The following is a 25199-nucleotide window of genomic DNA, read 5'->3' as shown; positions in this document are numbered from 1 at the left end:
CTCGGGCGCGGTCTCAGGACGACCGGGGCCGCGCCCTCCGCCGTTCGAGGACGGCGAACGCCACCGCCGCCGCCAGGCCCACCGCCAGCAGCAACCAGCATGCGGTGACGCTGAACCCGCCCTTGACCGTGTCCAGGTGGGCGACCGGGACGAACACCAGGGTCGCCGCCGCGACCGCGGACGCCGTGCGGGCACCCATCTGGGGCTCGGCGCCGGACGGCCCGGCCAGTTCGGGGCGTCCGTCATAGCGGTGGTGAAGGGCCGGCGCCAGAAGCGCCCCGCCGATCGCGGTGGCCAGCAGCACTAGATGGAGCAGGACCTGGACGGCCTCCGCGAAGTCCAACGGGAAACCGCGGGGCGGCACGATCGCGATGTGCGCGATCCACACGTCGGTGGACGCGCCGAAGACCTGGGCGCCCACCCCCGCCCCGATCAGCACCGCGCCCGCGCCCGGCGCGCCGATGTGGACGAGCCGGACCCCGGCGGCCGTCACCACCGCGACCACCACCGCCTGCCCGTAGGACACCACACCCGGGTTGATGCGGAGAACGTCCGCGAACCCGGCCGCACGCCCGACGTCACCCCGGGGCCTCGCCGAATTGGCGACCGCCCCGAGCGTCCCGACCGCGCACAGCAGAACCGCCCCGATCACCCAGGGACGGCTCGGCTCGAACTCCTTGCTCGTCCGCGATGCCGTGGTCTCCATGCTGCTCTCCGGCGGTCGTGACGGCAGAACCGTGAGCGGACGTCAGGGGCTCCTGATCGTCTGGGCATGGGCTACTTGAAGGTTCGCATAGGTGGCGCATGACCGGGCGATGCGAACGCGGTGGTGGCTACTCTCGCCCGGAGAAGTACGCACGCCGTGCCCGCGGCGATGCCAGCGGGCACGGCGTGCGGTTGACCGCGCTCGGCTCAGAGCTGGCTGTACTGCTTCGAAACGATGTACTCGTTCTGGATCATGGTGTTGGTCCCGGCCGGCGCGGGGAATCCGCCGATCTGGTTGACGAGCCAGTCGGCGACGCCGCCGCCGAACACGCAACCGGAGGCGCCGGGCACCGAGAACGCGTTGCCGACGTGCTTGGCTTGCAGCACCGTCGGCTGCGGGTCCTGCCGCGCGACCGTGGCGGGCTCTCCGGTGATGGGGGTGTTGGGGGCCGGCGGGTCGGTGGTGCCGGTGGAGAGGCTCAGCATGATCGGGTTGTCGTTGGTGCCGACCAGGCAGTGGCGCCCGAGGATCGGGTTGATGAGCCGGACCTTCACCCCGAGGTTGATTTGGAAGTCGCTGCTGACCGGCATTTCGAAGACGCCGGCGTACTCGACCTTGGCGTACACGGCCGACAGGAACGGGTCACCGAACAGGCCGGGCTGGACGAGCATCTTCTCCGCGTGAAGCCCACCGAAGATGGTCTTCCTCTCGAAGGTGTCGGTGTTGAAGGTGGTCGCCCACGTGAGCCTGATGGGCTCCTCGATCTCCTGGTCGAAGTTACCGATCTTGAAGGTGCCGCTGGTGACCACGCCCACCCAGCAGTGTGAGAAGAACGGCGACGCACCCTCTGGGAGGGTCGGGCAATCGGAGAAGTCGAAGCTCTCCGGGATCGGGTCGGGGTTGGCCGCCGCGGCGGGGGAGGCCAAGCCGAAGGTGAGCAGCACGGCGCTGACCACGGCGGAAAGCGCGAGCCGGGAACTGCGTCTCTGGAGACGAGCGAACTTCACCAGTCTGTCCTTTCTTCTTACCGGGATAAGCGGACACAGAGCGCCGGACGGTCACAGCGTGACCCCAGCCGACGCGGAACCGTGAAACGGACCCTCGATGAGAACGATCCTTGATTCCCAACCGGAGAGTAATACCGAAACAATGACGCTTCAATACGCTGCACCGTGCAAATATGAAGATCTTTTCGCTTTGTTAGCGAATATCAGAATGGGCACCTTGAGGGCGGTCGATATTGTCACTGACCGCATGTCCGGGGGTGCGCTCGACCCTCATCCCACACTCGCTCGGCCCTGGTTCCGGCACATGGCGGAGAGCGGGGCGGAGCTACCGTACTCGCCGCAGGCCGGTGACGGCCTGCGGCGAGCCGGCCTGGCCCCACCGCCGCCCGGGGTGGTGCGGGCAGCGGTGCGGCCGGCCCGGGGACTTCCGGCGCGGAATCAGATCGCGCCGGAACGAGCGGCCCATTGCAACGGCAGGTTCGGTCAGGGCGACGTGATTCGCTGCGCCGGATCGAAGACGAAATCACCCTCGATTGAATTGAAGACGCCATTGAAGTCCGTAAATCCCGGAATCCTGCACGTTGATTTCACCGACGGCTTCAACGTACTTTCATTCAGGGAGAAGGTCCCGTTGCCATAGGTCCCTCTGATCTCCCCGGGGCGTTCGTCCGTGACCCGAGGAGGGGGAGGGAAGAGGTCTGTCAGCTGGTCGGATATCCGCAGCGTACACGTCTTGCCTTCGCTGACGCCCACAACCGCGTTGAGCAGCACCCCGTTTACGACCATCACCGGCTTGCCGCTTGGATCAATGGTCATGTTCAGCCACAACGAGCCGTCCTGGGTGGCTTCGCCGTCCTCCCCTACTTGATGGACGACGCCATCCGACGCCTCGACCTCGCAACCGTCAAGGGACATGTCGCCCTTGGCCAGCCTGAAGCGAGACTGCCAGTGCCCACGTTCCATATGGAGCCGCATGGTCGCCGACTCGCACCTGAGCTGAGAGCGCCCCCCGCCAACATCCCTGGTAAGGACGAACGGTTTCGCGACTGCAGTGACATCCCCGCCCGGATCTACAGAAAAGGTGCGAGGAAGCGCACCCGCGCCATTTACGCAATTGACGCCCGAGATGGCATTGCACCAAGTCCCCGACTCTAGGTTCGCATAGTTTCCCGCCCCGGAGACGCTGGCGGTAAGGATTGGACTGAGGTCTTCGGTCACTCCACAACCAGAGAAGGGGGGGATCTTGAAATCCTCGGCGATGAGCGTCTGCCCCTGATCGTATTGAGTTGTCCCGGTTCTCAGATTCCCCATGAATCCATTCGCGTAAAGCAGGGTCGGACCTGTCATGCACTTATCACCGAGATCGAGGGGTACTCCATTTACCTCGGTCTGGCCCGCTTTTATTCGAATATATGCACTGGCTCGGATCTCTTGGTTTTCGACAGTCGGATCCGGAATGTCAAACGTCGCAAGTCGCTGGAGAATTCGTAGGTTGCCTGTGATTGGGTCGGACTCTCCAGTCCCCGGAGCACCGACCTGGACGGCTCTGGCCACCGCGCGTGTCGGCATGAAGCCGAAACCCAGCATCGTGGCGGGAGTCGGGTAGGTGCGGTTGACGAAATATCCGTGAAACTCCGACCAGTTCGGCCCAAAGATCGGATTGCCATTATAAGTTGCGGTCAGCGCCCGCGCGTTGTTCTCAACAGCAACAGGGACGGCGTTCCCGGCCTTCTTGATATTGAAGAATCCCGTGGCTTTGATGCAGTACATCTGCCCAGGAGCGTAGAAGGGGAACAGACTGCTCGGAGTTGACGGGGATTCATAGATCTCCGCCAGTTTGGGATCGTCACTGATGGCGTACCGTGGATCTTCCCCCCGACCGGGAATTATCTTGCACAATCCCTCCTGGGCAGCGGCCTGACCGGGTGACGCGCTCGACGCGCCGGGGACCGCGGTCTCGCTCCCACGTTTCACCTGTACGGTCCCGAGCACCGTCTCCTTCTCCGCCACGCAATGCAGCGCCAGTTCCGCCGCGTCCTTCCCCGTCGTCGTGTCACCCGGCACCAGCGACAGGTCCACTTCCCCGGCGGACCATGAGAGCCCGCCCGGCGATCCGGGGACCACCGGCGGCGCCACCCCACTGCCGGTCAGATGCACGGCGCCGTCACCGCGCGGCGGTGCGGCCGCCAGAGCGAAGGCCGGCCACCCGGCGCGCCGATCGCCGCCCGGCTCGCGGACGGCGACCTGGATCTCCGCGACCCCCCCGAGCGCGGGGGAAGACACGGACGATGGGGTGACACCCGTCACCGGTGGTGTCGATGCCCCGCTCGGGGAAGTCACCGAAACTTCCTTCACCAGCTCGGGAGGGAGACCGATGTCGATCTTGATGGTGCCCAGCTGGATCGGTTGGCCGACGGCCCCGGACGTCGGGACAGTCGTTTCGATCCGCAGCGCCACTTCGTGTGTTCCGGATTTACCGGAGCAAACGAGCCCCATGTCGGAACCGATGTCCGCGATCGCCGGCGGGACGGCCACCAACGCGCCACCACTCACGGTAAGGGCCACGACCGCTGCGATCCGCGCGGCGCCTCGGAACACCTGGTGCATCTCACATCCTTGATCGACGGGGAACCGCACCCGGGCGGCGAGCGCCCGGGTGCGGCTTCGTTCAGGGCCGTGCCCTCACCTCATGGCGCCATCTAGGAAATGACGGTCGGCCCCTCGTTGTTGGTGGCGTTAACCCCCCTGAGGTGGATCGCGCCGGAGAGCGAGGCTCCGTCGCCGTTCGCGACCAGGTTGGTGGGGCAGTTCACGGTGTCGACGTTCTGCGCTACGAGGTTGTTGGTGGCCCCGAACGGCAGATCGAGCACACTGGGGTCTCCGGGGTTCGCCGGGTTGGTGTGCTGACCGTCGATGAATCCGCCCGTGCCGTTCGGGCCCTGGAAGTCCGCCTCGCACGAGAGGCTGGGGATGTCCACATGGACCTTGACTCCGAGCAGCTGACCGGGAGTGACTCCCGATGTAGTCGTGCCCGTGACGTTCAGGCTCCACGACGTGGTCGTATCCGCCGTCACGTTGGCCGGCAGGCTGTTGACCGTGCAATTGCTGAAGGTCAGGCCCGTCACCGAGCCGATGCCGGTCGCGGACAGGCCGGTGCCGACGTCCACGGTGCCCTGGGCCGTCAGGGCCTTTGTGGTGGTTGTGTCGTCGCAGCTCAGGACCGCGCCGGTGCGAGTGTTGAACGCCACGACCGAACCGTTGTTCTCTCCCGTGATGGGCTCATCGGCGGAGGGCGGGGTCACCCCGGGGAGTGAGACGTCGACGGGGGCCATCCTCGCCGAGGCGGGGAGCGCGGTGAGGGCGGCGGCGGCGGCCGCGACCGCGGTAACGGTCAGGGCCTTCTGGGTGATCTTTCGCATGTCAGTTCTTTTCCCTTCACGGGGGGTGATTTCTTCTACTCGTAGGGACACTGACCGCGTTCTACAGAACGAACTCCTCCGGGTTGACGGGAGCAGAACCCCGGAAGCCGAACTTCTTCAGCTTCACCACAAGACCACCCAGCCCTGCTGTACTTCTTATCAGAAGATACCGACCAGTAGGGTACATTTCAAGAGGAAATCCGAAGATCCCCTACACCCTTCCATAAGCCGCTATAGAATTGTCATCACCTTAGTCTTTGATCAAGCTTATCTGTCATCCGGTGAATGGCCCGCCGGGGCGTGACCGTCAAGGTGGCCGCGGAGGCCGGAGGGCGGTGAGGGCTACGGTGGTGGCCGCGGCCGCGATGGCGGTTAGAACCCCGTTGGGTGAGCTTCGCATGCCGGTGGTCCTCCGATCCGCGTCCCGGGTCGGTGTGGTCAGGCGCCGAGGGTGTCGATGGTGGTGATCTTCCATTTGCCATCGGTGTGGATCGCGTCCACCGCGAAGACGGCCGCGGAATAGCTCGTCTCGTTCTTGTCGGTTCGCGTGTTGCGCTGGTCGGCGAAGACCAGAAGGCGGGCGCGGTCGCCGGTCAGTGATTTCACCGCCGAGTCGGTGACCGTTGTCGTGAGGACCTGCTTCTGCTCGGGCGCCTGCTTGCGAACCAGCGCGAAAAGCTGGTTGTACTGCTGGACGGCCTTTCCGGTGAGGAGTTCCTGGGCGGCCTTCTCCGTTTTGGCGACATCGGCGTAGTTGTAAGAGAACACCGTGTTAACGGCCGTGGTGACCTGGCCCCTGACTTCGCTGGTGCGGGCATTGTCGCTCAGGGCGGTGTTCTCCGCGGAGGCCGCGCCGGTGAGACCGCTTTCCTGGTCGGCCGCCCAGGCGGCCGCACCGCCCAGTGCCATTGTCAGCGCACCGAGGAGGACGACCAGGCGGATGCGCGCGGTGCTGGGCAATGCCCGGCCGATGGTGCTGATCGCTGCCATTCGTTTCTCCTCCCCGTCAGGGCGTTCCGGTCGGGGCCTGGCCGAGCGCCGACAGCTTCCAGCCCGACGAGGTCTTGGTGAGCTGGCCGGCGAAACGCCGGATGTTGTCGGAGGGTTCGCCTTCGGCGCCGGTGATGGTGATGCGGACGGCGGCGATGACCGCCGCCTTTCCGGCGCGGGCGTCGAGTTCGGTGAGGCCGGATTCGAGGATCTTCGCGGTGCTCGTCGTCTCGGCCTTCTTGACCTCGGCCTCCAGCCGCGAACGGCCTTTGACGATCTCGTCGTAGAGCTTGGCCGTCGTCGAGTCCTGCCAGACCTTCAGGCCGGCGTCCACGTTGCGGTGGTCGAGGGTGTTGAGATTGACGATCGCCTGGTCGGCGGCGGCGAGAACCTTGTCGCGTTCGGCCGCGTAGGCCAGATCGTCATTGCCCGCCGCCGCGTTGTACGACCAGCCGAACCACGCGGCCGCGGCCACCGCGATCAGCGTCACCAGCGATGCCACCCGGATCAGCGGGTCCCTGGAGAGGCGGCGCGGCGCGGGCTCTTCCGGTCGCTCGGACGCCTCGGGCTCGTTCGCGTCCTCGGACGCCTCGGGCTCTGGGGGCGGCGCGGCGTCGTCGGCGGGCTCGGGGACCTCGGCCTCGGGCTCCTCCGCCTTCGGATCGGCGGTCTTGATCTTTGTCACCGTGATTCCACCCCTTTTCCTTCAGGCGGCCCGGAGGTCGCTGATGCGCCAGCCTTGGTCGTTGCGTGCCGTGACGATGAGCTGGGCCGCGACCGGCGGGCCGGTCCGCTCGCCGTCACGGGTGGTCGTCTGGTCGAGCATGACCAGCAGGACCGCCGTTCCGTCGGTGAGCTTGATCAGCCCGGCCTTGGCGACCTTCGTGGTGAGGGAGAGCCTCATGACCGGCGCGTTCTTCTTCACCAGGCCGAACAGCTCGTGGTACTCGCCGGTGGCGTCGCCGGTGAGCACCTCCTTCGCGGCCCGTTCGGTGGCCGCCGGGTCGGTGTGGGTGTAGGTGAAGATCCGCGCGATCTTCGCGGAGACGTCCGCGACGACCTTCTTGGTGGCGGCCTCGTCGAGGAGCGCCCGGTTGGCGGCCGGTGAACCCTCGCTCCGCCTGTCGGCCCAGCTGTCGATGGCGAAGGCGGACAGGCAGATCGCCAGGGCGAGGGCCACCGGCCACCCCAGCCCGGCGGCCCGCTTGACCGTTGGGGCGAGCGGGCGCAGGGCAGGTCTCTTGCGCGGGATCCGGACGCGGCGCGCCGGGCGTTCCTTCCGGGTCCGCGGTTCCTGTTCGGTGACGCTCACGACCCGCTCCCCTCGGCCGGCTTCCCCCCGGGCGGCAGCGGTTTCAGCTCGCTGACCCTCCATCCGCCGGCGACCCGCTGCATCGTGACCTCGTAGCGCTTGCGCTGCTCGGTGCGCCGACCGTCCTCTCCGGTGGCGTCGGTGAAGATCCGGACGGACGCGATGACGGTCGCTTTGCCCGCGGGGCGGTCGAAGTCGGTGACGGCGAGTGCGGTGATCTTGCCGTGAGACGCGGCCTTCTGCTTGGCGAACTTCGCGCGTGCGGTGGGCATGTCGTTCTTGAGGGCATCGTGGAACGGGCCGGTGGCGACACGCAGCCAGTGCGCGAGGTCGAGGTCGGCGCGCTTGGGATCGATGCTGTTGAGCAGCGTGATGTGCTGGACGGCCGTGCGGGTCAGCTCGTCTCGCGCGGCGGCATACTCGTTGTCGTCGCCCCGCCCGGCCTGGGCGAGCGACCAGAGGGACACGCAGAGGAACACGGTCGCCGCGGCGATCAGCACGTAGCCGGCCGGGCGGATCAGCGTGACCGCCCGGGTGGCCGCACGGCGCGCCGCCGCGGCGCCGATCATCGTGGGCCCCCCAGTCCGAGGAGGCCGCGCAGGTCGGTCGACAGGGCCGGGTCCGCCGGGGCGGACAGCCCGAACGTGCTGAAGATGTCGGTGATCTCGGTCTTGGTCAGGGACCCCGGCCTGGCCGGCACCGGCACCCCCTTGCGCGGCGCGTTCGCGGAGCCCCGCACGTTGATGCCGGTGCCCGGGTCCTCCGTGCAGCGGGCACCGGTGTTGAACGCGGGGGCGGTGGACAGGTCGAGTCCGTTGCGGTAGCGGGTCTTGCCGTAGCCGCGTGTGCAGGGCTGCGGGTTGAAGAACGTGGTGGCGAGGCCCATCCGCAGCTTGTCCCCGGCCACGATGGACGACACCATCCCGGCGGCCTGCGGAAGCCGGACCAGTAGTTCCTCGATAGCCGCCTGGCGCGGTTCGCCGAGGCGCGCCATGGTGAGGAAGTTGGCCAGCAGCACGCTCAGGTTCGGGTCCAGCTCGCGGAGCAGGCGGGACACCTCCGCCGCCGCGCCCGGACCGGACGCGATGATGTCGCGCAGGTCGGCGTCGGAGTCGCGGAGCTGCCGGGCCAGGAGGCGAGTGTTCAGCGAGAACGACGTGAACGCGCCCGCCAGCTCGTTCTGCGTGCGCAGCACGTCCCCGCCGTTGTGGATCAGCGCGCGGGTCTCGGGGAACGCCGAGTCGGACGCCGACACGAACCGGGCGCTGGTGTCGAGGAGCTGCTGAAGGTGCGGGCCCTGTCCGGCGAACGCCAGGCCCAGCTCGTCGATCAGGACCGTGACGTCGTTCAGCGGAAGCGACCCGGTGAGGTCGTTGAGGCTCTTGAGCGTCTCGTTCACCGGTGCCGGTGTCGTGGTGGCGCTCCGCGGGATCGTGGCGCCCTGCGCCAGATGGGGACCGGACTCGGTCCGGGGCCGCAGGTCGACGTACTGCTCGCCCACGGCGGAGCGGTTGGCGACGACCGCTTGCAGGCTCGACGGAACTTCCGGCGCGGAGTTCTCGATGTGGAGTTCGGCGATGACGCCGTCGTCGCTCAGGTCGAGCTCGCCGACCTCGCCGATGGTGACGCCGCGGTACGAGACCGCGGATCCTTCGAAGAGGCCGCCGGTGGTCGGCAGGTCGAGCCGCACGGTGTAGTAGCCGCGCATCCCGACATATCGGCCCAGGTCGGCGTAGTTGACGCTGACGTAGCCGACCACGGCCAACGCGATCATGATGAATGCGACGATCTTGATGCGGGTGCCCAGTGTCAGCATGTCAGTCGCCCTCCCCGAGCGTCGGCAGCGGAAGGGGAGGCGCCTCGCCGGGGGTGCCGGGGCCGCCCGGCGGCGCCTGCGGTGCGACCTGCCGCGGCGCCTCCGGCGTCGGTGCGGCCGGCGCGTTCCGCTCCTGGCCGCCGCCCGTGGTGGGGCATGGTGGCGGCTGCGGCCCGGGGAGCTCCTCCGCGGCCAGTGCCCGTGCCGCGGCCTCCAGCCCGCCGCCCTCCCGCTCGCCGTCCTCTCCCTCGATGCCTTCGAACGGCCCCTCTTCCTTCACCGGCGGGGCGACGCAGTTGAAACCCTCTGCGGCGATGACGGTGAGGTAGCCGTTCAGGTAGTCGCCCTTGACGGCCTTGAGCGCCTCGTCGGTGAACGGGAAGGTGAGCAGCACCTCCAGCGACTTCGGCAGGTTCCGGCCGGAGTCGGCGAGCTTGCGGAGGATGACCGCGAGGGAGCGCAGGTTCGCGACCGTGTCGTCCTTGCTGGCATTGATCGTCCTGACGGCGACGTCCGACAGCTTCTCCAGCTCACGCAGCATCTCGACGAGCTGCCCGCGCTGGTCCTCCAGGACCTTCAGGCCCGGCGACAGGTCGTCCAGGACGGTCTCGACCTGCCCGTTGCGGGACCGCACCGTGGACGACAGCCGATTGAGCCCGTCCAGCGCGTCGGTGATCGACGCGCGGTTGCGGTTGAGGGTGCTGGTCAGCTCGTTGAGGTTGCGCAGCGAGGACCTGATCGTGTCCTCCCGGCCGCCGAGCGCCTTGTTGAGCTCCTTGTTGATCGTCCGGATCTGCGGGAGCCCGCCGCCCGACAGCAGCAGCGACAGCGCGCCGAAGACCTCCTCGACGTCGGCGTTGCGCGACGTGCGGGCCACCGGGATCGTGGCGCCGTCGGTCAGCGGCTGGGCGGACGGCGCGGCGGGGGCGGAGAGCTCGATGTACTTCTCCCCCAGCAGGCTCGACTGCTCCAGGTTCGCGGTGGCGTTCGCCGGGAGCCGCACGTCGCCGTTCACGATCAGCGTGACCACGGCCTCCCACGACCCCTTCGGCAGCGACACGTCCTTCACCCGCCCGACCGGGACGTCGTTGACCCGGACGGCCGCCTGCGGGACGAGGTTCAGCGCGTCCTCGAACTGCACCTTCACCGTGTACGGGTGGTCGCCGAGGTCCGCGCCGCCCGGCAGCGGGATGTCCTCGACCTGCATCGAGCACCCCGCCGCCAGGACGGTCGCGGCCGTGCAGACCGCCATCACCTTCATGGGCACGCGCATCAGCGGCCTCCCTCGGCGCCGGTGCCGGCGTCGGCCCGGGGGACGAGAACGGGTCCCGCGGGCGGCAGCGGCAGCGGCGGCACACCGGACGTCTGCGACGGCGGGACAGCGGTCAGCCCGGACGTGCGCAGCCGTTCGCACTGCTCGCGGATCGCCTCGGTCGCGGAGGACGCCGCGGCGCACACCGGGCTGGTGTTGGCGGCCGGTGGGTCGACGCCCGGCTGGTCGAGGCTGCCGAACGCCATGGTGATCTCCAGCAGGTTGCCGCGGGCCATCAGCGAGCGGGTCTTCGGGTCGTAGGCGTTCAGCGCGTTCTGCGCCACCAGTGGCGCGGTGTCGAGGATCTCGGCGAGAGATGCGCGCTGGTCGACGAGGACCTGCGTGATGTCGGCGAGCTTGTCGACGTTGCCCTTGAGCGCTTCGCGGTTGTCGGCGATGAACTGCTTCACCTCGCCGAGCGCCCGCGCCAGGCTCGCCAGTGCCGCGCCGAGTTCCTGCCGGTCCGCCGCCAGGAAGCCGCTGACCTCGGCGAACTGGTTCTCGACCTGCCGGATCTGTGCCTCGTTGTCGCGGAGCATCACGCTGAACTTGTTGAGGTTGGCGACGGTGGCGTACAGGTCGCCGCTGGAGTCGGCGAGCGTCTGGGACGCCTTGCCGAGGTCGGCGATCGTGTTGTTGAGCAGCTTGCCGTTGCCGCCGAGGTTGGCGGCGCCGACGCTGATGACGTCCGACAGCGCGCCCTGGGCGTTCAGCCCCCGCGGCCCCAGGTCGTTCGCGAACGTGCGCACGGCGGTGTAGAGCTGGTCGAGTTCGAGCGGCGTCGCGGTGCGGCTCACGTCGATCGTGGCGCCTTCGGCCATCTTCGGGCCGCCGCTGTAGGCGGGGTCGAGCTGCACGTACCGGTCGGAGACGAGGTTCGGGGCGATCACAACGGCTCGGGCGCCGGTGGGAACGTCCACGTCCTCGTCCACGGTCATGTCGACCTTGACCCGCGTTCCCTGCGGCTCGATGGCGTCGATCGAGCCGACCCTCACGCCGAGGACGCGCACATCGGAGCCCGGGTAGACGCCGATGGCGGTGGCGAAGTGGGCGGTGATCCTGCGTCCGGGGCCGTCGCCCAGCATGGGGATCAGCGCGATCGCGACGAGGACGACGAAGACCACGATGATCGCTTCGAGTACCCGTACCTGCCGGTCCCGGGCCGCCGACGGCAGCCGGGGCAGTTTCACGGTGCGTGTCGGGGACGGCGCCATGTCACCGGCCTCCCGTCAGGTGCGGCGGCTCGCAGCCCTTCACGGGCGGCGTCCATCTGCCGTTCTCCAGGTATTCGTCGGGGACGGTGCCGCACAGGTAGCCGTCCACCCACCGGCCGTTGCCCGTCGTGTTGCCGACGAGGCGCAGATAGGGGGCGGCGGTCTCCAGGGTGCGGTCGAGGTTCTTCTGGTTGCGTTCGAGGAGGTCGGTGACCTTGCCCAGGGAGGCGAGCGTCGGGCCGAGCGTCCGCCGGTTGTCGCCGACGAGCCCGACCAGCTCGGCGGAGAGGCGCCGCGTGCCGACGAGCATCGCGTGGATCGCCTGGCGGCGTCTGCGGAGTTCGGCGAGCAGCAGGTTGCCGTCCTCGAACAGCGTCTTGAACTGGTCGTTCTGCGCCGCGATCGTGCCGGACAGCTGCTTGGTGCCGGTGAGGAGCTGCGCCAGCTCGGCGTCCCGGGACGCGATCGTGTTCGACAGCGACGACAGGCCCTTGAGCGCCACGCGGACGCTGGCCGGGGTGTCCTCGAACGTCGTGGAGATCGTCTCCAGGCTGGCGGCCAGTGCGGCCGTGTCGAGCTGCTCGAACGTCCGCCCGAGGTCCTGGAACGCGGTCGTCACGTCGTAGGGGGCGATGGTGCGCTCCAGCGGGATCGGCCTGTCGGGGTCCTGCTCACGCGCGCCGAGCGGGTCGAGCTGGAGGTATTTCGACCCCAGCAGCGTCTTGATCATGATGGCGGCGCGGCTGGAGTCGCCCACCCAGGTGTCCTTCACCCGGAAGGTGACCTTGACCTTGTCGCCCTCCAGCTCGACGCCGGTGACCTTGCCGACCTTCACGCCCGCGACCCGGACCTCCTGGTCGGGCTTCAGCCCGGCGGCCTCGGAGAAGTACGCGTCGTAGGTCGTCCCGCCGCCGATGACCGGCAGGTCGTCGGCGCGGAAGGCCAGCAGGCCGAGCACCAGCAGCACCACCAGGCCGATGATCGACACCGGGATCGGGTTGCGCTCCCGCAGCGGCTTCAGCCGCGGCCTGCCCTTCTTGGGGTGCGGCAACGCGCGCGGCAGCGGCGCCGTCGGCCCGCCCGGAGACGGCCCGTCCGGCGGCGGCCCGTCCGATGGCATACCGCCCGGCGGCGGCCCGCTCGGGGGCGGCCCTCCGGGGGGCGGGGGGGCACCCCCCGGAGGCGGCGGCCCGCCCTGCGGCGGTGTCGGGGGCCTCATCCGCGGCACCTCTCCTCCGCGTCGTCCGAGATCGGGATGCCGGTCGGCGGCGGCTTGTTCGACAGATCGGAACCGGCATAGTGGACGCCGATCAACTTGACCTCGCACTGGTAGAAGTTCATCCACGACCCGTAGGAGGCCAGCCGCCCGAACGTCCGCAGCTTCGTGGGCGTCCGCTCCAGGAAGCGCTCCAGCAGCGGCGCGTCCCGGTTGAGGTTGTCGCTGAGGCGGCCGAGCTGGACGATGTCGTCCTTCAGCGGATCCCGCGCGACCTGCAGCAGCCCCGCGGTCGCGGACGTCAGGTCCGCGATCGACGCGATCGCCTCACCGATCGGCTTGCGGTCGGCGGCCAGCCCCGAGGTGAACTCGCGGAGCGTGGTGACCAGGTCGACGAGCTGCCTGTCCCGCGAGTTGACCGTCTGGACGACGCTGTTGAGGTTGGTGATGACCTGGCCGATCACCTCGTCCTTGGCGGCGAGCGTGCTGGTCAGCTGCCCGACCGTGCGCAGCAGGCTCTCGATGGTGCCGGCCTCTCCCTGGAGGACCTTCACGATGGACTCCGAGAGCTTGTTGGCGTCCCCGGGCGACAGCGCCTGCATCAGCGGCTGGAAACCCCGGAAAAGCTGGGTGAGGTTCAGCGTCCCGGACGTGTTCTCCACCGGGATCGTCTCGCCCGGTTTCAGCGTGTCGCCGGGCGCGCCGGCGCCCCGGTCGAGGGCGATGTAGCGGCCGCCGACCAGGTTGAGGTACTTCACGGCGGCGGTCGCCGTCGCCGGGATGTCCCTGTCGCGGTCCACCTCGAACGTCACGAGCGCGAGCCGCCGGTCGGTCACCTCGATCTCCTCGACCTGGCCGACCTCGACGCCCGCGATACGGACGCCGTGGCCCGGATGCAGCCCGGCCACGTCGGTGAACTTGGCGTGGTAGGTGACGCGGTCGCCGCTGGTGGCGCCGGTGATGCTGGACGCCAGCAGCCCGGTCGCCAGCACCGTCACCACGATGAAGATCAGCGAGCTGGTGAGGGGGAACGCCATCCCCCTCACGCCCTGGCCGGTGAGCCTCACTTGACCGTCACCTCCGTGCCCCGGTAGATAGGCCCGACGAGCACGGTGGACCAGTCCGGCAGTTCCTCGGGCACCTCATCGAGCGGGGGTCCGGCCAGCTCGTTGACCAGATCGGTCTCGGACGCGGAGTTCGCGGGGCCGAGGCCGCCCCCGACGGTGCCGCCCTCCCCGGGGACCCCGCCGGCCGGGAGCACCTTCGTCTCCCCGCCGCCGCTCGGCAGGTACGGGACGCTCGGGCACCGCGGGCCGCCGCCTGCGCCGTACCGCGGCGCGTCCTGCCCTGGCTGGTAGCGGCCCTTGTGCGGGACGGGCACCACGGTGCCGCGGACGCCGTGCCGGTCGGTGCCCTTGCCGAGGACCCGGTTCATCTTCGGGACGAAGTCGGCCAGCGTGCGGAACGTGCAGGGCGCGGCCGGGGCGTAGCGGCGCAGCAGGTCCAGGCTCGGCCGGCTCGCCGTCGCCAGCTCGATGATGTTGCCCGAGTTGGCGTTCAGGAAGTCTTCGAGGTCGGCGGACGAACCCGACACCGCGTCGTACAGTGCGGCGATCGAGGTGCGCTGCTCGACGATCGTGCGGCTCGTCACCGTCAGGTCCGTGAGGGCCTGCAGCAGGTTGGGCGCGGCGTCGGACGCGTGCTGCGTGAACTCCGCCAGCTCGGCGAAGTTGCGGGTGAGCGCCGGCACCTCCGGGTTGAACTTGCGCAGGAACCGGTCGAGCTGTTCGAAGTTGTCGCCGATCTGCTCGCCGCGCCCCTCCAACGCCCTCGACATCGCGTTCAGCGTCGCCGACAGCTTGGCCGGCTTGAGGGTGTTGAGCAGGTCCATGGTGTTGTTGAGCAGCTGGGACAGCTCCACCGCGTTCTCACTGCGGTCCTCGGAGATCACGTCGCCCTCGGCGATCGGCGGCGCCGACGTCCCGGGCGGGGCGGCGAGCGACACGAACCGGGCGCCGAACACCGTCGTCGGCAGCAGCATCGCGGTGACGTTCGAGGGGACGCGGTCGGTCATCTCCGGCTTCAGCGCCAGCTCCAGCCGGGCGCCGGACCCGTCCGCCCGGATCGAGCGGACCTCGCCGACGACGACGCCGCGGACCTTCACGTCCGCGAGCGGGTGCATCTCGTGCCCGGCCGTCCCGGTGCGCAGCGTCACCGTCGTCGACTCGGTGAACCGCTTGTTGTAGATCGCGATCGACAGCCAGATCAGCAGCGCCGGGACCAGCAGGAACGCCACCCCGGCCAGCCGCTTCCCGACCACGTGCATGGTGCCCTGTCTCGCCATGTCAGCCCGTCACCTTCACCGTCGTCGTCGCGCCCCAGATTGCGAGGCTGATGAAGAAGTCCGTCACGGAGATCAGCACGATCGCGGTGCGGACCGCACGGCCGACGGCCACGCCCACGCCGGCGGGGCCCCCGACCGCGCGGTAGCCGTAGTAGCAGTGCGCCAGCACCACCATGACGCTGAAGATCAGCACCTTGACGAACGACAGCACCACGTCCTCGGGGGCGAGGAAGATGTTGAAGTAATGGTCATAGGTCCCGGCGGACTGCCCGTTGAACCACAGCGTCACCTGTCTGGACGCCAGGAACGAGCTGAGCAGCCCGATCCCGTACAGCGGGACGATCGCCACGGTGCCCGCGATGATGCGGGTCGTCACGAGGTACGGCAGGGACGGGACGCCCATGCCCTCCAGCGCGTCGATCTCTTCGTTGATCCGCATCGCGCCGAGCTGCGCGGTGAAGCCGGCGCCGACCGTCGCCGACAGCGCCAGGCCCGACACGAGCGGCGCGATCTCGCGGGTGTTGAAGTACGCCGACACGAACCCCGTGAACGCCGACGACCCGATCTGGTCGAGCGCCGCGTAACCCTGGAGGCCGACGACGACGCCGGTGAACACCGTCATGCCGATCATCACGCCGACGGTGCCGCCGATCACCGCCAGTGCGCCGCTGCCGAACGCGACCTCGCCGAGCAGCCGCAGCGACTCGCGCATGTAGCGGCGCAGGGCGCGCGGCGTCCACAGCAGCGCCTTGACGTAGAAGGTGAGCTGGTCGCCGGGCCGGTCCAGCCACGACACCAGCTTCACCGGCCGGAACCGGCGGGCGCCGGGGATCGCCATGTCAGGCCCCCTTCGGCGGGACGACCTGCAGGTAGATCGCCGTCAGCACGAGGTTGACGAAGAACAGCAGCAGGAAGGTGATGACGACCGACTGGTTGACCGCGTCCCCGACGCCCTTCGGCCCGGGTTTCGGGTTCAGCCCGCGGTAGGCGGCCACGACGCCGGCGATGAACCCGAACAGCAGCGCCTTCAGCTCGCTGATGTACAGGTCGGGAAGCTGCGCGAGCGCCGAGAACGAGGCGAGGTAGGCGCCCGGTGTCCCGTCCTGCATCAGCACGTTGAAGAAGTAGCCGCCGGCGACGCCGACGACGGAGACCAGGCCGTTCAGCAGGACCGCTACCGCCATGCAGGCGAGGACCCGGGGGACGACGAGGCGCTGGATGGGCGATACGCCCATCACCTCCATCGCGTCCATCTCCTCCCGGATCGTCCGCGAGCCGAGGTCGGCGCAGATCGCCGAGCCCGCCGCGCCGGAGATGAGCAGCGCCACGATCAGGGGGCTCGCCTGCTGCACGATGGCGAGCACGCTCGCGCCGCCGGTGAGCGACTGCGCCCCGAGCTGCTTGGCCAGCGACCCGACCTGCAGCGAGATGACCGCGCCGAACGGGATCGACACGAGCGCCGTCGGCAGGATCGCCACGGACGCGATGAACCAGAACTGCTGGATCAGCTCGCGCAGCTGGAACGGCCGCCGGAACGTCATCGCGATGACGGTCCCGGCGAGCGCGAACAGCCTCCCGACCTGGCGCAGCGCGCCGGCACCGGGGGCCGCGGTCTCAGGCGCGACCATGGCCGCCCGCCTCCTGCCGGTTGCGGCGCCCGGCCCAGATGGCCTGCTGCGCGGGATGGGAAAGGCTCGGAAGCATCGCGTCGACGCGTTGCGCGTGGCGCTGTTCACCCCGGCGGGGCGGCATCCCGGCCGTCGGGCGCAGCTGCGGGGGGATCTCGATCGAGCGGCGGCGGCGCGGCGCCGCGGCGGTCGCCGCCGCCGCCTCGGCGGCGAGGGCGGTGGCGTCCTTCTCCTCCGACATCCCGATGGGGCCGCGCGGATCGCCGTGCAAGAACTGCGCGACGGCCGGCTCGTCGCTGGTGAGCACCGCCTCGCGGGGGCCGAACGCGATCAGGTCGCGGCGGTACAGCATCCCGATGTTGTCGGGGACGGTCGCGGCGATCTCGATGTTGTGCGTGACGATCAGCATCGTCGCGTCGATCCGCGCGTTGACGTCGATGAGCACCTGCGACAGGTAGGCGGTGCGGACGGGGTCCAGGCCCGAGTCCGGCTCGTCGCACAGGATGACCTCGGGGTCGAGGACCAGCGCGCGGGCGAGCCCGGCGCGCTTGCGCATGCCGCCGGAGAGCTGGCCGGGCAGCTTGCGCTCCTCGCCGGCGAGGCCGACCATCTCCATGCGCTCCAGCACGATGCGGCGGATCTCGGACTCCTTCTTGCGGGTGTGCTCGCGCAGCGGGAACGCGATGTTGTCGAACAGGGACAGCGATCCGAACAGCGCACCGTCCTGGAACATCAGGCCGAACCGCTTGCGGGCCTGGTAGACCCTGCGGTCCGGGTCGTTCACCATGTCGACGCCGTCGACCAGCACCCGCCCCTGCTCGGGCTTGAGCAGCCCGATCAGCGACTTGAGGAACACCGTCTTGCCGGTGCCCGACGGACCGAGCAGCACGCTCACCTCACCCTCGGGCAGGGTGAGGGTGACATCGCTCCAAATGGTCTGCGGTCCGAACGCTTTGGACAGCCCTTCGACCACGACTTCAATTCCCAACGACCATCACCACCCATGTCGGCCGGGTCAAGCGAGGACGTTACGGGCCAGTAGACCCGGGGTTCAATAGGGGTCCGCAGGATTCCTGCGGCAATTCAGTAAATGGTCTTCAGAATTGTCACCGGCTTAGTCTTTGATCTTCTCAAACCCTTCGCCGGTGACTACCGACCGGTAACATAGCGCGGTGCGCCGGCGGGCCGGCGGAGGCCGCTGACCGAGGATTGTCAACGGGACAGTAACCGGACCGCGGTTTTGTCACATCCCGCGCAACCCGGTACCCCGCCACAGGCGATCCGGGGCGGAAGCCTTGTCAGAACCTATTTACAACTTTTATGTTCACGGGTGTCCTCGATCCCGTCCCCAGGGTGTCCGCCCCCGCTCGGTACACCCCGCCGGCACCGCCGTCCCACCCCCGGGACGGGCAGCACGGCGCCGGTGCACGCCGGCCCGATGCGGAGGTTTCCCATCCCCATGTCGCAGGCATTGGAATTGTCCGAAACGAGCAATAGCGTCTTCTCCGATTTCATCGACCTGCTGCGTTCGGAGCTGCCCGAAGTCACCCAAGAGGTCGTCGCCGAGATCCGGAAGTCCATCCCGGAGTACCACCGTCCGGTGGACTCCGCTTACGACCAGATTCTGCGGATCAGCACCGAGATACTGCTCACCGGATTCCTGGACAGGGTCGCCGATCCCGGCGCGCCGGCCACGCAGCGCAACGAGACCTGCCGCGCGGTCGGGCAGTTCGAGGCCATCGAAGGACGCAACCTGGACCAACTGCAGGCCGCGTCCCGGATCGCCTTCCACATCGCTTGGCGCCGCACCGTCATCGTCGCCGAACGCGAGCAGATCCCCACGTCGATCGTCTCCAGCACGGTCGACGCGATGCTCGTCTACCTCGAAGAGGCCGTCGCCCAGATCCGGCTCGGACACCAGCAGGCCACCGGCCACGCCGACGTCCGCCGCCGCGAGGATCGCAAGCGGCTCCTGCACCTGATCCTCCAGCAGCCCGCCGTCGTCCCCGAGGCCATCGAGGAACTCGCCAAGGCGACCAGCTGGTGGCCGCTCCCCGGCGAGGCAACCCTCATCGCCGTCCACCCCGAGGCGCCGTGCACCCGCGCCGCGCTGGACGCCGACGTCCTGGTGGACATGGACTCCGCCGAACCGTCCATGCTCGTCCCCGGGCCGCTCACCGAGGCGCGCCACGCCATGCTGCACGCGGCACTGTCGGACGCGAGCTGCGTCATCGGCCTCACCGTCCCGCTGGAACGGGCGACCCACTCACTGCGCTGGGCCCGGCGCGTCCTCGGCCTCGCCGAGGAGGGCGTCATCCGGGACGGGTCCCTCATCCCGTGCCGGGACCATCTGATGACCATGTGGCTGCTGTCGGACCCGCCGCTCGTCGAGGAGCTCACCCGCCACCACCTCGAACCGCTGCGCGACATGTCCGACGGGCAGCGCAGGCGGCTGGTCGAGACGCTCGCCGAGGCCGTCACCACCCGGTCGACGGCCGTCGACATCGGCGAGCGCCTCAAGATCCACCCGCAGACCGTCCGGTACCGGCTCCGGCAGCTCGAGAGCTACATGGGCGACAGCCTCGACGACGCCGACGCCCGGTTCTCCCTCGATGCCACCCTCCGCGCCGCGAGCCTCCGCAACCGCCGCGCCCCGAGCCGCAGAGGCTCGCCCCCCACCTGACCCGGCGCCGCCGCCCGGGGACTCCGATGCTCCGGGGGGCGGCGCCGCCCGTCAGTCCTCGATGTCGGCGACGAGGACGTCCATGTAGCGGGCGGCGTGCCGTCCCGCCGGCGGCAGTTCCCGCGCCTCGTCCGCGGTGAGCACCCGGGGGTTGCCGACCCGCCGGACGCGCCCGAGCCGCTCCACGCCGCCGCGCCCCTCGGCGAGGAGGTTGCGCACCCAGTCGGTGTCCGCCCCGTACGGCAGCCCGACGATGAGGGTCCGGCCGCTGCGGAACGCGGTGACCGGCGTCCGGTACTCCCGGCCCGACCTGCGCCCCTTGTGGACGATCATCGCGAGGGGCGGAACGTAGGGCGCGTAGACCCCCTGGATCCGGTTGGTGACGGCCTTGTTGAACCCACGCAAGGCCCGAGGCATGAGCGGTTTCGCCATGCCCCCTCCCTAACACACCCGCCCCCGTCCGTTGAACTGCGGCGTGTCGCCCTCATAGGGGCGGCCATGAGGGCGACACGCCGCAAGTGAACGGGGTTCTAGCGGGTGATGGTGTACTCCTCCGGCTTCGGCTTGCGGGAGCCGGCCCAGAACTCGAAGGTGTGGCCCGGCCAGAGGGTGCGGTTGACGCCCTGGTCGTCCAGGTACCAGCTGCTGCAGCCTCCCTCGTTCCAGACGGCGCGGCGCAGGCGCCGGTGCAGGCGGTCGTTGAAGCGGCGGGCGGCCCCGGGCTTCGGCTCGATCGTGTCGGCGCCGTGCTCCTGCAGCAGGCGCAGGCAGCCCAGGACGTGCTGGATCTGCACCTCGATCATGAAGACGACCGAGTTGTGGCCGAGGCCGGTGTTCGGGCCGAGCAGCATGAAGAAGTTCGGCAGCCCCGGGATCGTGGTCCCGCGGTGGGCCTCGATGCCGTTCGCCCAGATCTCCTGGAGCTTGACGCCGTCGCGTCCGGTGACGCGAAGGTCGGTGAGGGCGTCGGTCACCTTGAAGCCGGTGCCGTAGATGATGCAGTCGACCTCGTACTCGCGTCCGTCCGCGGTGACGATCGAGTTCTCCCTGACCTCCGCGATATCGGAGGTCTCCAGCTCCACGTTGGGGAGGGCGAGCGCCGGATAGTAGTCGTTGGACAGCAGGATCCGCTTGCAGCCGATCGTGTAGTCGGGCGTCACCTTGGCGCGCAGCCCGGGGTCGGCGATCTGTTTCGCGATGTGCCGGCGCGCGAGCTGCTCCTGCGGGAGGGACAGCCGCGGGTCGACGGTGAAGCCGACGGCGCGGGCCTCCAGCGCCCAGTAGATGCCGCCGCGGAAGGCGCGCGCGGCGCCCGGGACCTTCTCGAACGCCTTGCGCACCGGCGCCGGGATCGACACGTCCGGCTTGGGCTGGATCCACGGCGCCGTCCGCTGGAAGACGACGAGGTCGGCGGCCGTCTTCGCGATCTGCGGGACGAACTGGATGGCGGACGCGCCCGTCCCGACGACGGCGACGCGTTTGCCGGTGAGGTCGTAGGCGTGGTCCCACTCGGCGGAGTGGAAGGCGGTGCCCTGGAACCGCTCGATGCCGGGCAGGTCCGGGAACGAGGGGACGTGCAGGGCGCCGATGCCGGACACGATGGCCTTCGGCGTGAGGACGGTCCCGTCGCCGAGCGTCACGTTCCAGCGCTTGGCGTCGTCGTCGTATTCCATGGACTCGACGGCCGCGCCGAAGCGGATGTGATCGCGCACGCGATACTTGTCGGCGGTGCGCTCCATGTAGGAGCGGATCTCGGGCTGCGGCGCGAACATCCGCGTCCAGCCCGGGTTGAGCTCGAAGGAGAAGGAGTACATGTGGGAGGGCACGTCGCAGGCGCAGCCGGGGTAGGTGTTGTCGTGCCACGTCCCGCCGAGTGCCTCGCTCTTCTCCAGGACGGTGAAGTCGTGGAAGCCGGCCTGCTTGAGCCGTATCGCCATGCCGAGCCCGGCGAAGCCGGAGCCGATGATGACGATCGCCGGGGCGCGCTCGCTCATAACCCATCCTCTCGCGTAACCTACTTCCAGTAAGTTACCGGGAGTAGGTTACTGACGGTAGGTCCAACAGAGGGGATTTCCTGTGAGTGACGCCACACCCCGCCGCCCGGCCCGCCGGCGGATGTCGCGCGCCGAGCGCGAACGGCAGATGCTGGACGTGGCGGAGGACGTGTTCGGCGAGCGCGGCTACCAGGCCACCTCGATGGACGAGATCGCCGAGCGCTGCGGCGTCTCCAAGCCGATGCTCTACGAGTACTTCGGCTCCAAGGACGGGCTGCTCGTCGCCTGCGTCGGCCGGTCCAAGGCCGAGCTGCTCGACGTCACCCAGAAGGCCATGGCGGGCGCCACCACCCCCGAGGACATCCTGTGGCGCGGGATGGTCGCCTACTTCGAGTTCATGGACGCGCACAGCAAGTCGTTCGCCATGCTGCTGCGCGAGCCGATGGCCGCGTCCGCGGAGACCATCGAGGCCGTCGAGTCGACGCGGCGGCAGCAGAGCAAGCTGATCGCCGGGGTGCTGGCGATGTTCGCGCCGTCCGCCCCGGTCGGCGCGGTCGACGCCTACACCGAGATCATCATCGGGGCGAGCGAGCGGCTGGCGCAGTGGCGGACGCGGCGCCCCGAAGTGTCGGCGCAGGAGGCGGCCCGGTACATGACCGACTTCTGCCGGCACGGCCTCAGCCCCTATCTGCCGGACGACGGGGAAGCCGGTCCAGTGCCCCGATGAGCAGGTCGAGGCCGAACTCGAAGTCGGCCTCGGGATCGTGGGTGGCCAGCTCGGAGGCGAGCGCGATCACGTGCGGGAACTCGTCCGGGTCGAGGTTCGCCCACGACTCGGCCCCCGTCTCGACGAGATGGCCGAGCATCTTCGCCATGCCGACCTCGCGCATCTGCGCGCCGAGCGCGTAGGCGAGCAGTGCCCGCATGATCCGCACGGACGTCTCGCCGTCGAACCCGGCCGCGTCCGCCAGCGCCAGGGCCCGCTCGGCCGGCCGCAGCCCGGCCGCGGTGTCGATCTTGTGGGTGAGGACGATCGTCATGCAGCGCGGCTTGTCGTGCGCGACCTTCCGGAAGGCCCGCACCAGGGCCCGCGCACGCTCCTGCCACGGCTCGGACGGGTCGTCGTGCAGCTCCAGGCCGGAGACGACGTGCTCGGCGACCCCCTCCAGCAGCGCGTCCTTGTTCGGGACGTGGTTGTAGAGGGACATGACGGCGACGCCCAGCTCGGACGCCACGCGGCGCATCGACAGCGCGTCCGCGTTCTCGCGTTCGATCAGCTCGACGGCCGCGAGCACGATGCGCTCGCGGGTCAGCACCGGCCGCGGCTGCGGGGTGTCGGAGGTCACATGCCTCGCCATCGGTGCCGCCCTTTCCGCCGTTGACATCCGTAAGTGTCCCGTGACACGGTACGTACATTGTACGCGAGACGTACACCGTACGTCCGCGCCTCCCGGGGAGGAGCGCCCATGTCGACCCATGACCTCTACACCGAGCCCGTCGACACGTCCACCTGGACCGTGCCCATGGCCGGCGACGCCCGGTTCACCTGGGAGTACGACGACGGCCGCGACCGTCTCCTCGCCCTCTACCAGAAGGGCAAGGACAAGCAGTGGGACTCCGCCAAGCGGATCGACTGGGACCTTGAGGTCGACCCGCACAACCCCCTCGGCGTCCCCGACCAGTCCCTCGCCATCTACGGGACCAAGTACTGGGACCGGCTCTCCGAGAAGGAGCGCGGCGAACTGCGGCAGCACTCCACGTCCTGGCAGTTCTCCCAGTTCATGCACGGCGAGCAGGGCGCGATGGTCACCGCCGCCCGCATCGTCGAGACGGTGCCCGACCTCGACTCCAAGTTCTACTCCGCCACCCAGACGATGGACGAGGCCCGCCACGTCGAGCTGTTCACACGGTTCCTGCACGACAAGGTCGGGCTGATCTACCCGATCAACACCAAGCTCCAGGACCTGCTGAACGAGACCCTCACCGACTCCCGCTGGGACATGCCCTACCTCGGCATGCAGGTGCTCATCGAGGGCCTCGCGCTCGCCGCGTTCGGCGTCATCCGCGACATCACCACCAAGCCGCTCCCCAAGCAGATCCTCGCCTACGTCATGCAGGACGAGGCCCGCCACGTCGCGTTCGGCCGCCTCGCCCTCCGCGACTACTACAAGCAGCTGTCACCCGCCGAACTCCGCGAGCGCGAGGACTTCGTCATCGAGGGCTGCTACCTGATGCGCGACCGCATCCGCGGCCGGGAGATCTGGACCAACTTCGGCATCGACCCCAAGGAGGTCGACGAGATGGTGGAGAACTCCCCCTACATGCGGATGTTCCAGAGCCTCCTGTTCAGCCGCATCGTCCCGTGCGTCAAGGACATCGGCCTGTGGAGCGAACGCATCCAGCGGACCTACGACGACATGGGCGTCCTGGACATGTCCAAGGCCGACCTCGACGCCCTCATGAGCCAGGACGAGGAGATCGCCGACAGGCTCGACACCGAGCGCTTCGCCGCGGAGGAGGCCGACCGCAAGGCCGAGGTGGACGCCGTGATCGCCGACGCCGCGGCGGGCTGAGTACGGTTGGATCCGATTCTTTCGGAATCGCTGCCGTCCCGGACATCGGACAATCTCGGAGGTCTCGCATGCCACTCGCGCACTTCGACGGAGCGCTCGCCGTCGTCACCGGAGCCGGCAGCGGGATCGGACGCGCCACCGCCGTCGCGCTGGCCGGACACGGCGCGAGCGTCATCGCCGCCGACATCGACCTCCCCTCCGCGGAAGAGACCGTCGCCGTCGCCAAGACCGTCGGCGCCGGCGGCACCGCCTACCAGGTGGACGTGTCGGACGCGGAGGCCATGGGGACCTTCGCCGCCGAGGTCAAGGAGGCCCACCGGGTCCCCGACATCGTCGTCAACAACGCCGGCATCGCGGTCGCCGGCCCCTTCCTCGACACCGGCCTGGACGACTGGGACCGCATCCTGGGCGTCAACCTGTGGGGCGTCGTCCACGGCTCCCGCCTGTTCGGCAAGCAGATGCGCGACCGCGTCCACGCCCTCCCCAACAAGCCCGACAAGCCCAACTTCGGCGGCCACATCGTCAACGTCGCGTCCGCCGCGGCGTTCGCGCCCTGGCGCGTGATGCCCGCCTACTGCACGACCAAGTCCGCCGTCCTCATGCTCAGCGAATGCCTGCGCGCCGAACTGGCGGGGTCGCGCATCGGCGTCACCGCCGTCTGCCCCGGCTTCGTCAGCACCGACATCGTCGAGCACGGCACCTACGTCGAGGACGACGCCTCGGCCCGCGACCGCCTCCGCCGGCGTGGCCAGAAGGCCATCAGCCTGCGCAACTACCCGCCGGAGAAGGTCGCGGAGCGGATCGTCCACGCCATCATCAAGAACAAGGCCGTGGTCCCGGTCAACTTCGAGGGCCACCTCCTGCACACCCTCTCCAGGGTGTCCCCCGCGACCGTCCGACTGCTAGCCAGAATCCCCGCCCCCCGGGGGTAGCGCCCACGTCCGGGCGCGGCCCTCCCCTGACCCTCCCTCGGTGAGAGGAGACG

At 69.2% G+C, this 25199-nt stretch carries 24 protein-coding genes; 4 read left to right on the top strand and 20 right to left on the bottom strand.

The genetic code is table 11. From position 1 onward, the window contains the following. Positions 1-13 precede the first annotated feature (13 nt). The 17 genes from ACTWPP_RS02855 to ACTWPP_RS02775 form a co-directional block, all read right to left on the bottom strand. Entirely contained in the window at positions 14-706 is a 693-nt protein-coding gene (locus tag ACTWPP_RS02855; protein ID WP_443102454.1) for a hypothetical protein, read from the bottom strand. Between the two features lie 206 nt (positions 707-912). After that, a complete protein-coding gene (locus ACTWPP_RS02850; RefSeq protein WP_443102453.1) occupies positions 913-1713 on the bottom strand; it encodes a hypothetical protein in 801 nt (266 codons plus the stop codon). Positions 1714-2196: 483 nt separating this feature from the next. Beyond that, a complete protein-coding gene (locus tag ACTWPP_RS02845; protein ID WP_443102452.1) occupies positions 2197-4320 on the bottom strand; it encodes a hypothetical protein in 2124 nt (707 codons plus the stop codon). A 92-nt stretch (positions 4321-4412) separates the two neighbouring features. Continuing rightward, complete coding sequence (locus tag ACTWPP_RS02840) at positions 4413-5132, bottom strand: hypothetical protein (protein ID WP_443102451.1); 720 nt, start codon at positions 5130-5132, stop codon at positions 4413-4415. 438 nt (positions 5133-5570) lie between these two features. Beyond that, positions 5571-6122: a hypothetical protein gene (locus ACTWPP_RS02835; protein ID WP_443102450.1), complete on the bottom strand. Its 552-nt coding sequence runs from the start codon at positions 6120-6122 to the stop codon at positions 5571-5573. 16 nt (positions 6123-6138) lie between these two features. Continuing rightward, complete coding sequence (locus ACTWPP_RS02830; RefSeq protein ID WP_443102449.1) at positions 6139-6807, bottom strand: hypothetical protein; 669 nt, start codon at positions 6805-6807, stop codon at positions 6139-6141. Between the two features lie 21 nt (positions 6808-6828). Then, a complete protein-coding gene (locus ACTWPP_RS02825) occupies positions 6829-7434 on the bottom strand; it encodes a hypothetical protein (RefSeq protein ID WP_443102448.1) in 606 nt (201 codons plus the stop codon). Further along, positions 7431-8003: a hypothetical protein gene (locus ACTWPP_RS02820; protein WP_443102447.1), complete on the bottom strand. Its 573-nt coding sequence runs from the start codon at positions 8001-8003 to the stop codon at positions 7431-7433. The genes ACTWPP_RS02825 and ACTWPP_RS02820 overlap by 4 nt, the downstream gene beginning before the upstream one ends. Beyond that, positions 8000-9250 (bottom strand): MCE family protein, encoded by a 1251-nt coding sequence (locus ACTWPP_RS02815; RefSeq protein ID WP_443102446.1) that lies wholly within the window; start codon positions 9248-9250, stop codon positions 8000-8002. Before ACTWPP_RS02815 ends, ACTWPP_RS02820 begins: the two co-directional genes overlap by 4 nt. 1 nt (position 9251) lies before the next feature. Continuing rightward, positions 9252-10523 carry an MCE family protein gene (locus ACTWPP_RS02810; RefSeq protein WP_443102445.1) on the bottom strand — a complete coding sequence of 424 codons (1272 nt, stop codon included), beginning with the start codon at positions 10521-10523 and terminating at the stop codon, positions 9252-9254. Continuing rightward, positions 10523-11776 (bottom strand): MCE family protein, encoded by a 1254-nt coding sequence (locus ACTWPP_RS02805; protein WP_443102444.1) that lies wholly within the window; start codon positions 11774-11776, stop codon positions 10523-10525. Before ACTWPP_RS02805 ends, ACTWPP_RS02810 begins: the two co-directional genes overlap by 1 nt. Before the next feature lies 1 nt (position 11777). Beyond that, positions 11778-12896 (bottom strand): MCE family protein, encoded by a 1119-nt coding sequence (locus ACTWPP_RS02800; protein WP_443102443.1) that lies wholly within the window; start codon positions 12894-12896, stop codon positions 11778-11780. A 95-nt stretch (positions 12897-12991) separates the two neighbouring features. Continuing rightward, positions 12992-14059: an MCE family protein gene (locus ACTWPP_RS02795; protein ID WP_443102442.1), complete on the bottom strand. Its 1068-nt coding sequence runs from the start codon at positions 14057-14059 to the stop codon at positions 12992-12994. Continuing rightward, the gene (locus tag ACTWPP_RS02790) at positions 14056-15336 is read right to left on the bottom strand and encodes an MCE family protein (protein WP_443102441.1); all 1281 of its coding nucleotides are present in this window, start codon (positions 15334-15336) and stop codon (positions 14056-14058) included. The genes ACTWPP_RS02795 and ACTWPP_RS02790 overlap by 4 nt, the downstream gene beginning before the upstream one ends. A gap of 1 nt (position 15337) precedes the next feature. Then, entirely contained in the window at positions 15338-16174 is an 837-nt protein-coding gene (locus ACTWPP_RS02785; protein WP_358470212.1) for an MlaE family ABC transporter permease, read from the bottom strand. A 1-nt stretch (position 16175) separates the two neighbouring features. Continuing rightward, positions 16176-16964 (bottom strand): MlaE family ABC transporter permease, encoded by a 789-nt coding sequence (locus tag ACTWPP_RS02780; protein ID WP_443102440.1) that lies wholly within the window; start codon positions 16962-16964, stop codon positions 16176-16178. After that, on the bottom strand, positions 16951-17952 hold the full coding sequence (locus tag ACTWPP_RS02775) for an ABC transporter ATP-binding protein (protein WP_443102439.1): 1002 nt from the start codon (positions 17950-17952) through the stop codon (positions 16951-16953). The genes ACTWPP_RS02780 and ACTWPP_RS02775 overlap by 14 nt, the downstream gene beginning before the upstream one ends. A 471-nt stretch (positions 17953-18423) precedes the next feature. Between ACTWPP_RS02775 and ACTWPP_RS02770 the strand changes: the two genes are divergently transcribed. After that, positions 18424-19647: a helix-turn-helix domain-containing protein gene (locus ACTWPP_RS02770; RefSeq protein ID WP_443102438.1), complete on the top strand. Its 1224-nt coding sequence runs from the start codon at positions 18424-18426 to the stop codon at positions 19645-19647. A gap of 51 nt (positions 19648-19698) precedes the next feature. Here the strand turns inward: ACTWPP_RS02770 and ACTWPP_RS02765 are convergent, their stop codons facing one another. Both ACTWPP_RS02765 and ACTWPP_RS02760 read right to left on the bottom strand, forming a co-directional pair. Next, a complete protein-coding gene (locus tag ACTWPP_RS02765) occupies positions 19699-20079 on the bottom strand; it encodes a nitroreductase family deazaflavin-dependent oxidoreductase (RefSeq protein WP_443102437.1) in 381 nt (126 codons plus the stop codon). Positions 20080-20177: 98 nt separating this feature from the next. Continuing rightward, the gene (locus ACTWPP_RS02760) at positions 20178-21641 is read right to left on the bottom strand and encodes a flavin-containing monooxygenase (RefSeq protein ID WP_443102436.1); all 1464 of its coding nucleotides are present in this window, start codon (positions 21639-21641) and stop codon (positions 20178-20180) included. A gap of 82 nt (positions 21642-21723) precedes the next feature. Between ACTWPP_RS02760 and ACTWPP_RS02755 the strand changes: the two genes are divergently transcribed. Then, on the top strand, positions 21724-22368 hold the full coding sequence (locus ACTWPP_RS02755) for a TetR/AcrR family transcriptional regulator (protein WP_443102435.1): 645 nt from the start codon (positions 21724-21726) through the stop codon (positions 22366-22368). Here the strand turns inward: ACTWPP_RS02755 and ACTWPP_RS02750 are convergent. Beyond that, the gene (locus tag ACTWPP_RS02750) at positions 22319-22999 is read right to left on the bottom strand and encodes a TetR/AcrR family transcriptional regulator (RefSeq protein ID WP_443102434.1); all 681 of its coding nucleotides are present in this window, start codon (positions 22997-22999) and stop codon (positions 22319-22321) included. The genes ACTWPP_RS02755 and ACTWPP_RS02750 overlap by 50 nt on opposite strands. Before the next feature lie 108 nt (positions 23000-23107). Between ACTWPP_RS02750 and ACTWPP_RS02745 the strand changes: the two genes are divergently transcribed. Both ACTWPP_RS02745 and ACTWPP_RS02740 read left to right on the top strand, forming a co-directional pair. Beyond that, positions 23108-24214: a ferritin-like domain-containing protein gene (locus tag ACTWPP_RS02745; protein ID WP_443102433.1), complete on the top strand. Its 1107-nt coding sequence runs from the start codon at positions 23108-23110 to the stop codon at positions 24212-24214. A 68-nt stretch (positions 24215-24282) separates the two neighbouring features. Then, entirely contained in the window at positions 24283-25146 is an 864-nt protein-coding gene (locus ACTWPP_RS02740) for an SDR family NAD(P)-dependent oxidoreductase (protein WP_443102432.1), read from the top strand. Positions 25147-25199 lie beyond the last annotated feature (53 nt).

The organism is Actinomadura sp. 3N407 (genome assembly GCF_052245875.1).
Lineage (GTDB): Bacteria > Actinomycetota > Actinomycetes > Streptosporangiales > Streptosporangiaceae > Spirillospora.
The sequence above is the reverse complement of the archived record's forward strand: the minus strand, read 5'-3'. Positions and strand labels throughout refer to the sequence as shown.

What these genes read in the sequence shown, in the direction of transcription:
- ACTWPP_RS02785 (WP_358470212.1), bottom strand. Translation starts at nt 16,174, where the DNA reads ATGGCGATCCCCGGCGCCCGCCGGTTCCGGCCGGTGAAGCTGGTGTCG.
- ACTWPP_RS02770 (WP_443102438.1), top strand. Translation starts at nt 18,424, where the DNA reads ATGTCGCAGGCATTGGAATTGTCCGAAACGAGCAATAGCGTCTTCTCC.
- ACTWPP_RS02835 (WP_443102450.1), bottom strand. Translation starts at nt 6,122, where the DNA reads ATGGCAGCGATCAGCACCATCGGCCGGGCATTGCCCAGCACCGCGCGC.
- ACTWPP_RS02750 (WP_443102434.1), bottom strand. Translation starts at nt 22,999, where the DNA reads ATGGCGAGGCATGTGACCTCCGACACCCCGCAGCCGCGGCCGGTGCTG.
- ACTWPP_RS02820 (WP_443102447.1), bottom strand. Translation starts at nt 8,003, where the DNA reads ATGATCGGCGCCGCGGCGGCGCGCCGTGCGGCCACCCGGGCGGTCACG.
- ACTWPP_RS02745 (WP_443102433.1), top strand. Translation starts at nt 23,108, where the DNA reads ATGTCGACCCATGACCTCTACACCGAGCCCGTCGACACGTCCACCTGG.
- ACTWPP_RS02845 (WP_443102452.1), bottom strand. Translation starts at nt 4,320, where the DNA reads ATGCACCAGGTGTTCCGAGGCGCCGCGCGGATCGCAGCGGTCGTGGCC.
- ACTWPP_RS02800 (WP_443102443.1), bottom strand. Translation starts at nt 12,896, where the DNA reads ATGCCATCGGACGGGCCGCCGCCGGACGGGCCGTCTCCGGGCGGGCCG.
- ACTWPP_RS02765 (WP_443102437.1), bottom strand. Translation starts at nt 20,079, where the DNA reads ATGGCGAAACCGCTCATGCCTCGGGCCTTGCGTGGGTTCAACAAGGCC.
- ACTWPP_RS02760 (WP_443102436.1), bottom strand. Translation starts at nt 21,641, where the DNA reads ATGAGCGAGCGCGCCCCGGCGATCGTCATCATCGGCTCCGGCTTCGCC.
- ACTWPP_RS02815 (WP_443102446.1), bottom strand. Translation starts at nt 9,250, where the DNA reads ATGCTGACACTGGGCACCCGCATCAAGATCGTCGCATTCATCATGATC.
- ACTWPP_RS02740 (WP_443102432.1), top strand. Translation starts at nt 24,283, where the DNA reads ATGCCACTCGCGCACTTCGACGGAGCGCTCGCCGTCGTCACCGGAGCC.
- ACTWPP_RS02790 (WP_443102441.1), bottom strand. Translation starts at nt 15,336, where the DNA reads ATGGCGAGACAGGGCACCATGCACGTGGTCGGGAAGCGGCTGGCCGGG.
- ACTWPP_RS02780 (WP_443102440.1), bottom strand. Translation starts at nt 16,964, where the DNA reads ATGGTCGCGCCTGAGACCGCGGCCCCCGGTGCCGGCGCGCTGCGCCAG.
- ACTWPP_RS02855 (WP_443102454.1), bottom strand. Translation starts at nt 706, where the DNA reads ATGGAGACCACGGCATCGCGGACGAGCAAGGAGTTCGAGCCGAGCCGT.
- ACTWPP_RS02810 (WP_443102445.1), bottom strand. Translation starts at nt 10,523, where the DNA reads ATGCGCGTGCCCATGAAGGTGATGGCGGTCTGCACGGCCGCGACCGTC.
- ACTWPP_RS02805 (WP_443102444.1), bottom strand. Translation starts at nt 11,776, where the DNA reads ATGGCGCCGTCCCCGACACGCACCGTGAAACTGCCCCGGCTGCCGTCG.
- ACTWPP_RS02840 (WP_443102451.1), bottom strand. Translation starts at nt 5,132, where the DNA reads ATGCGAAAGATCACCCAGAAGGCCCTGACCGTTACCGCGGTCGCGGCC.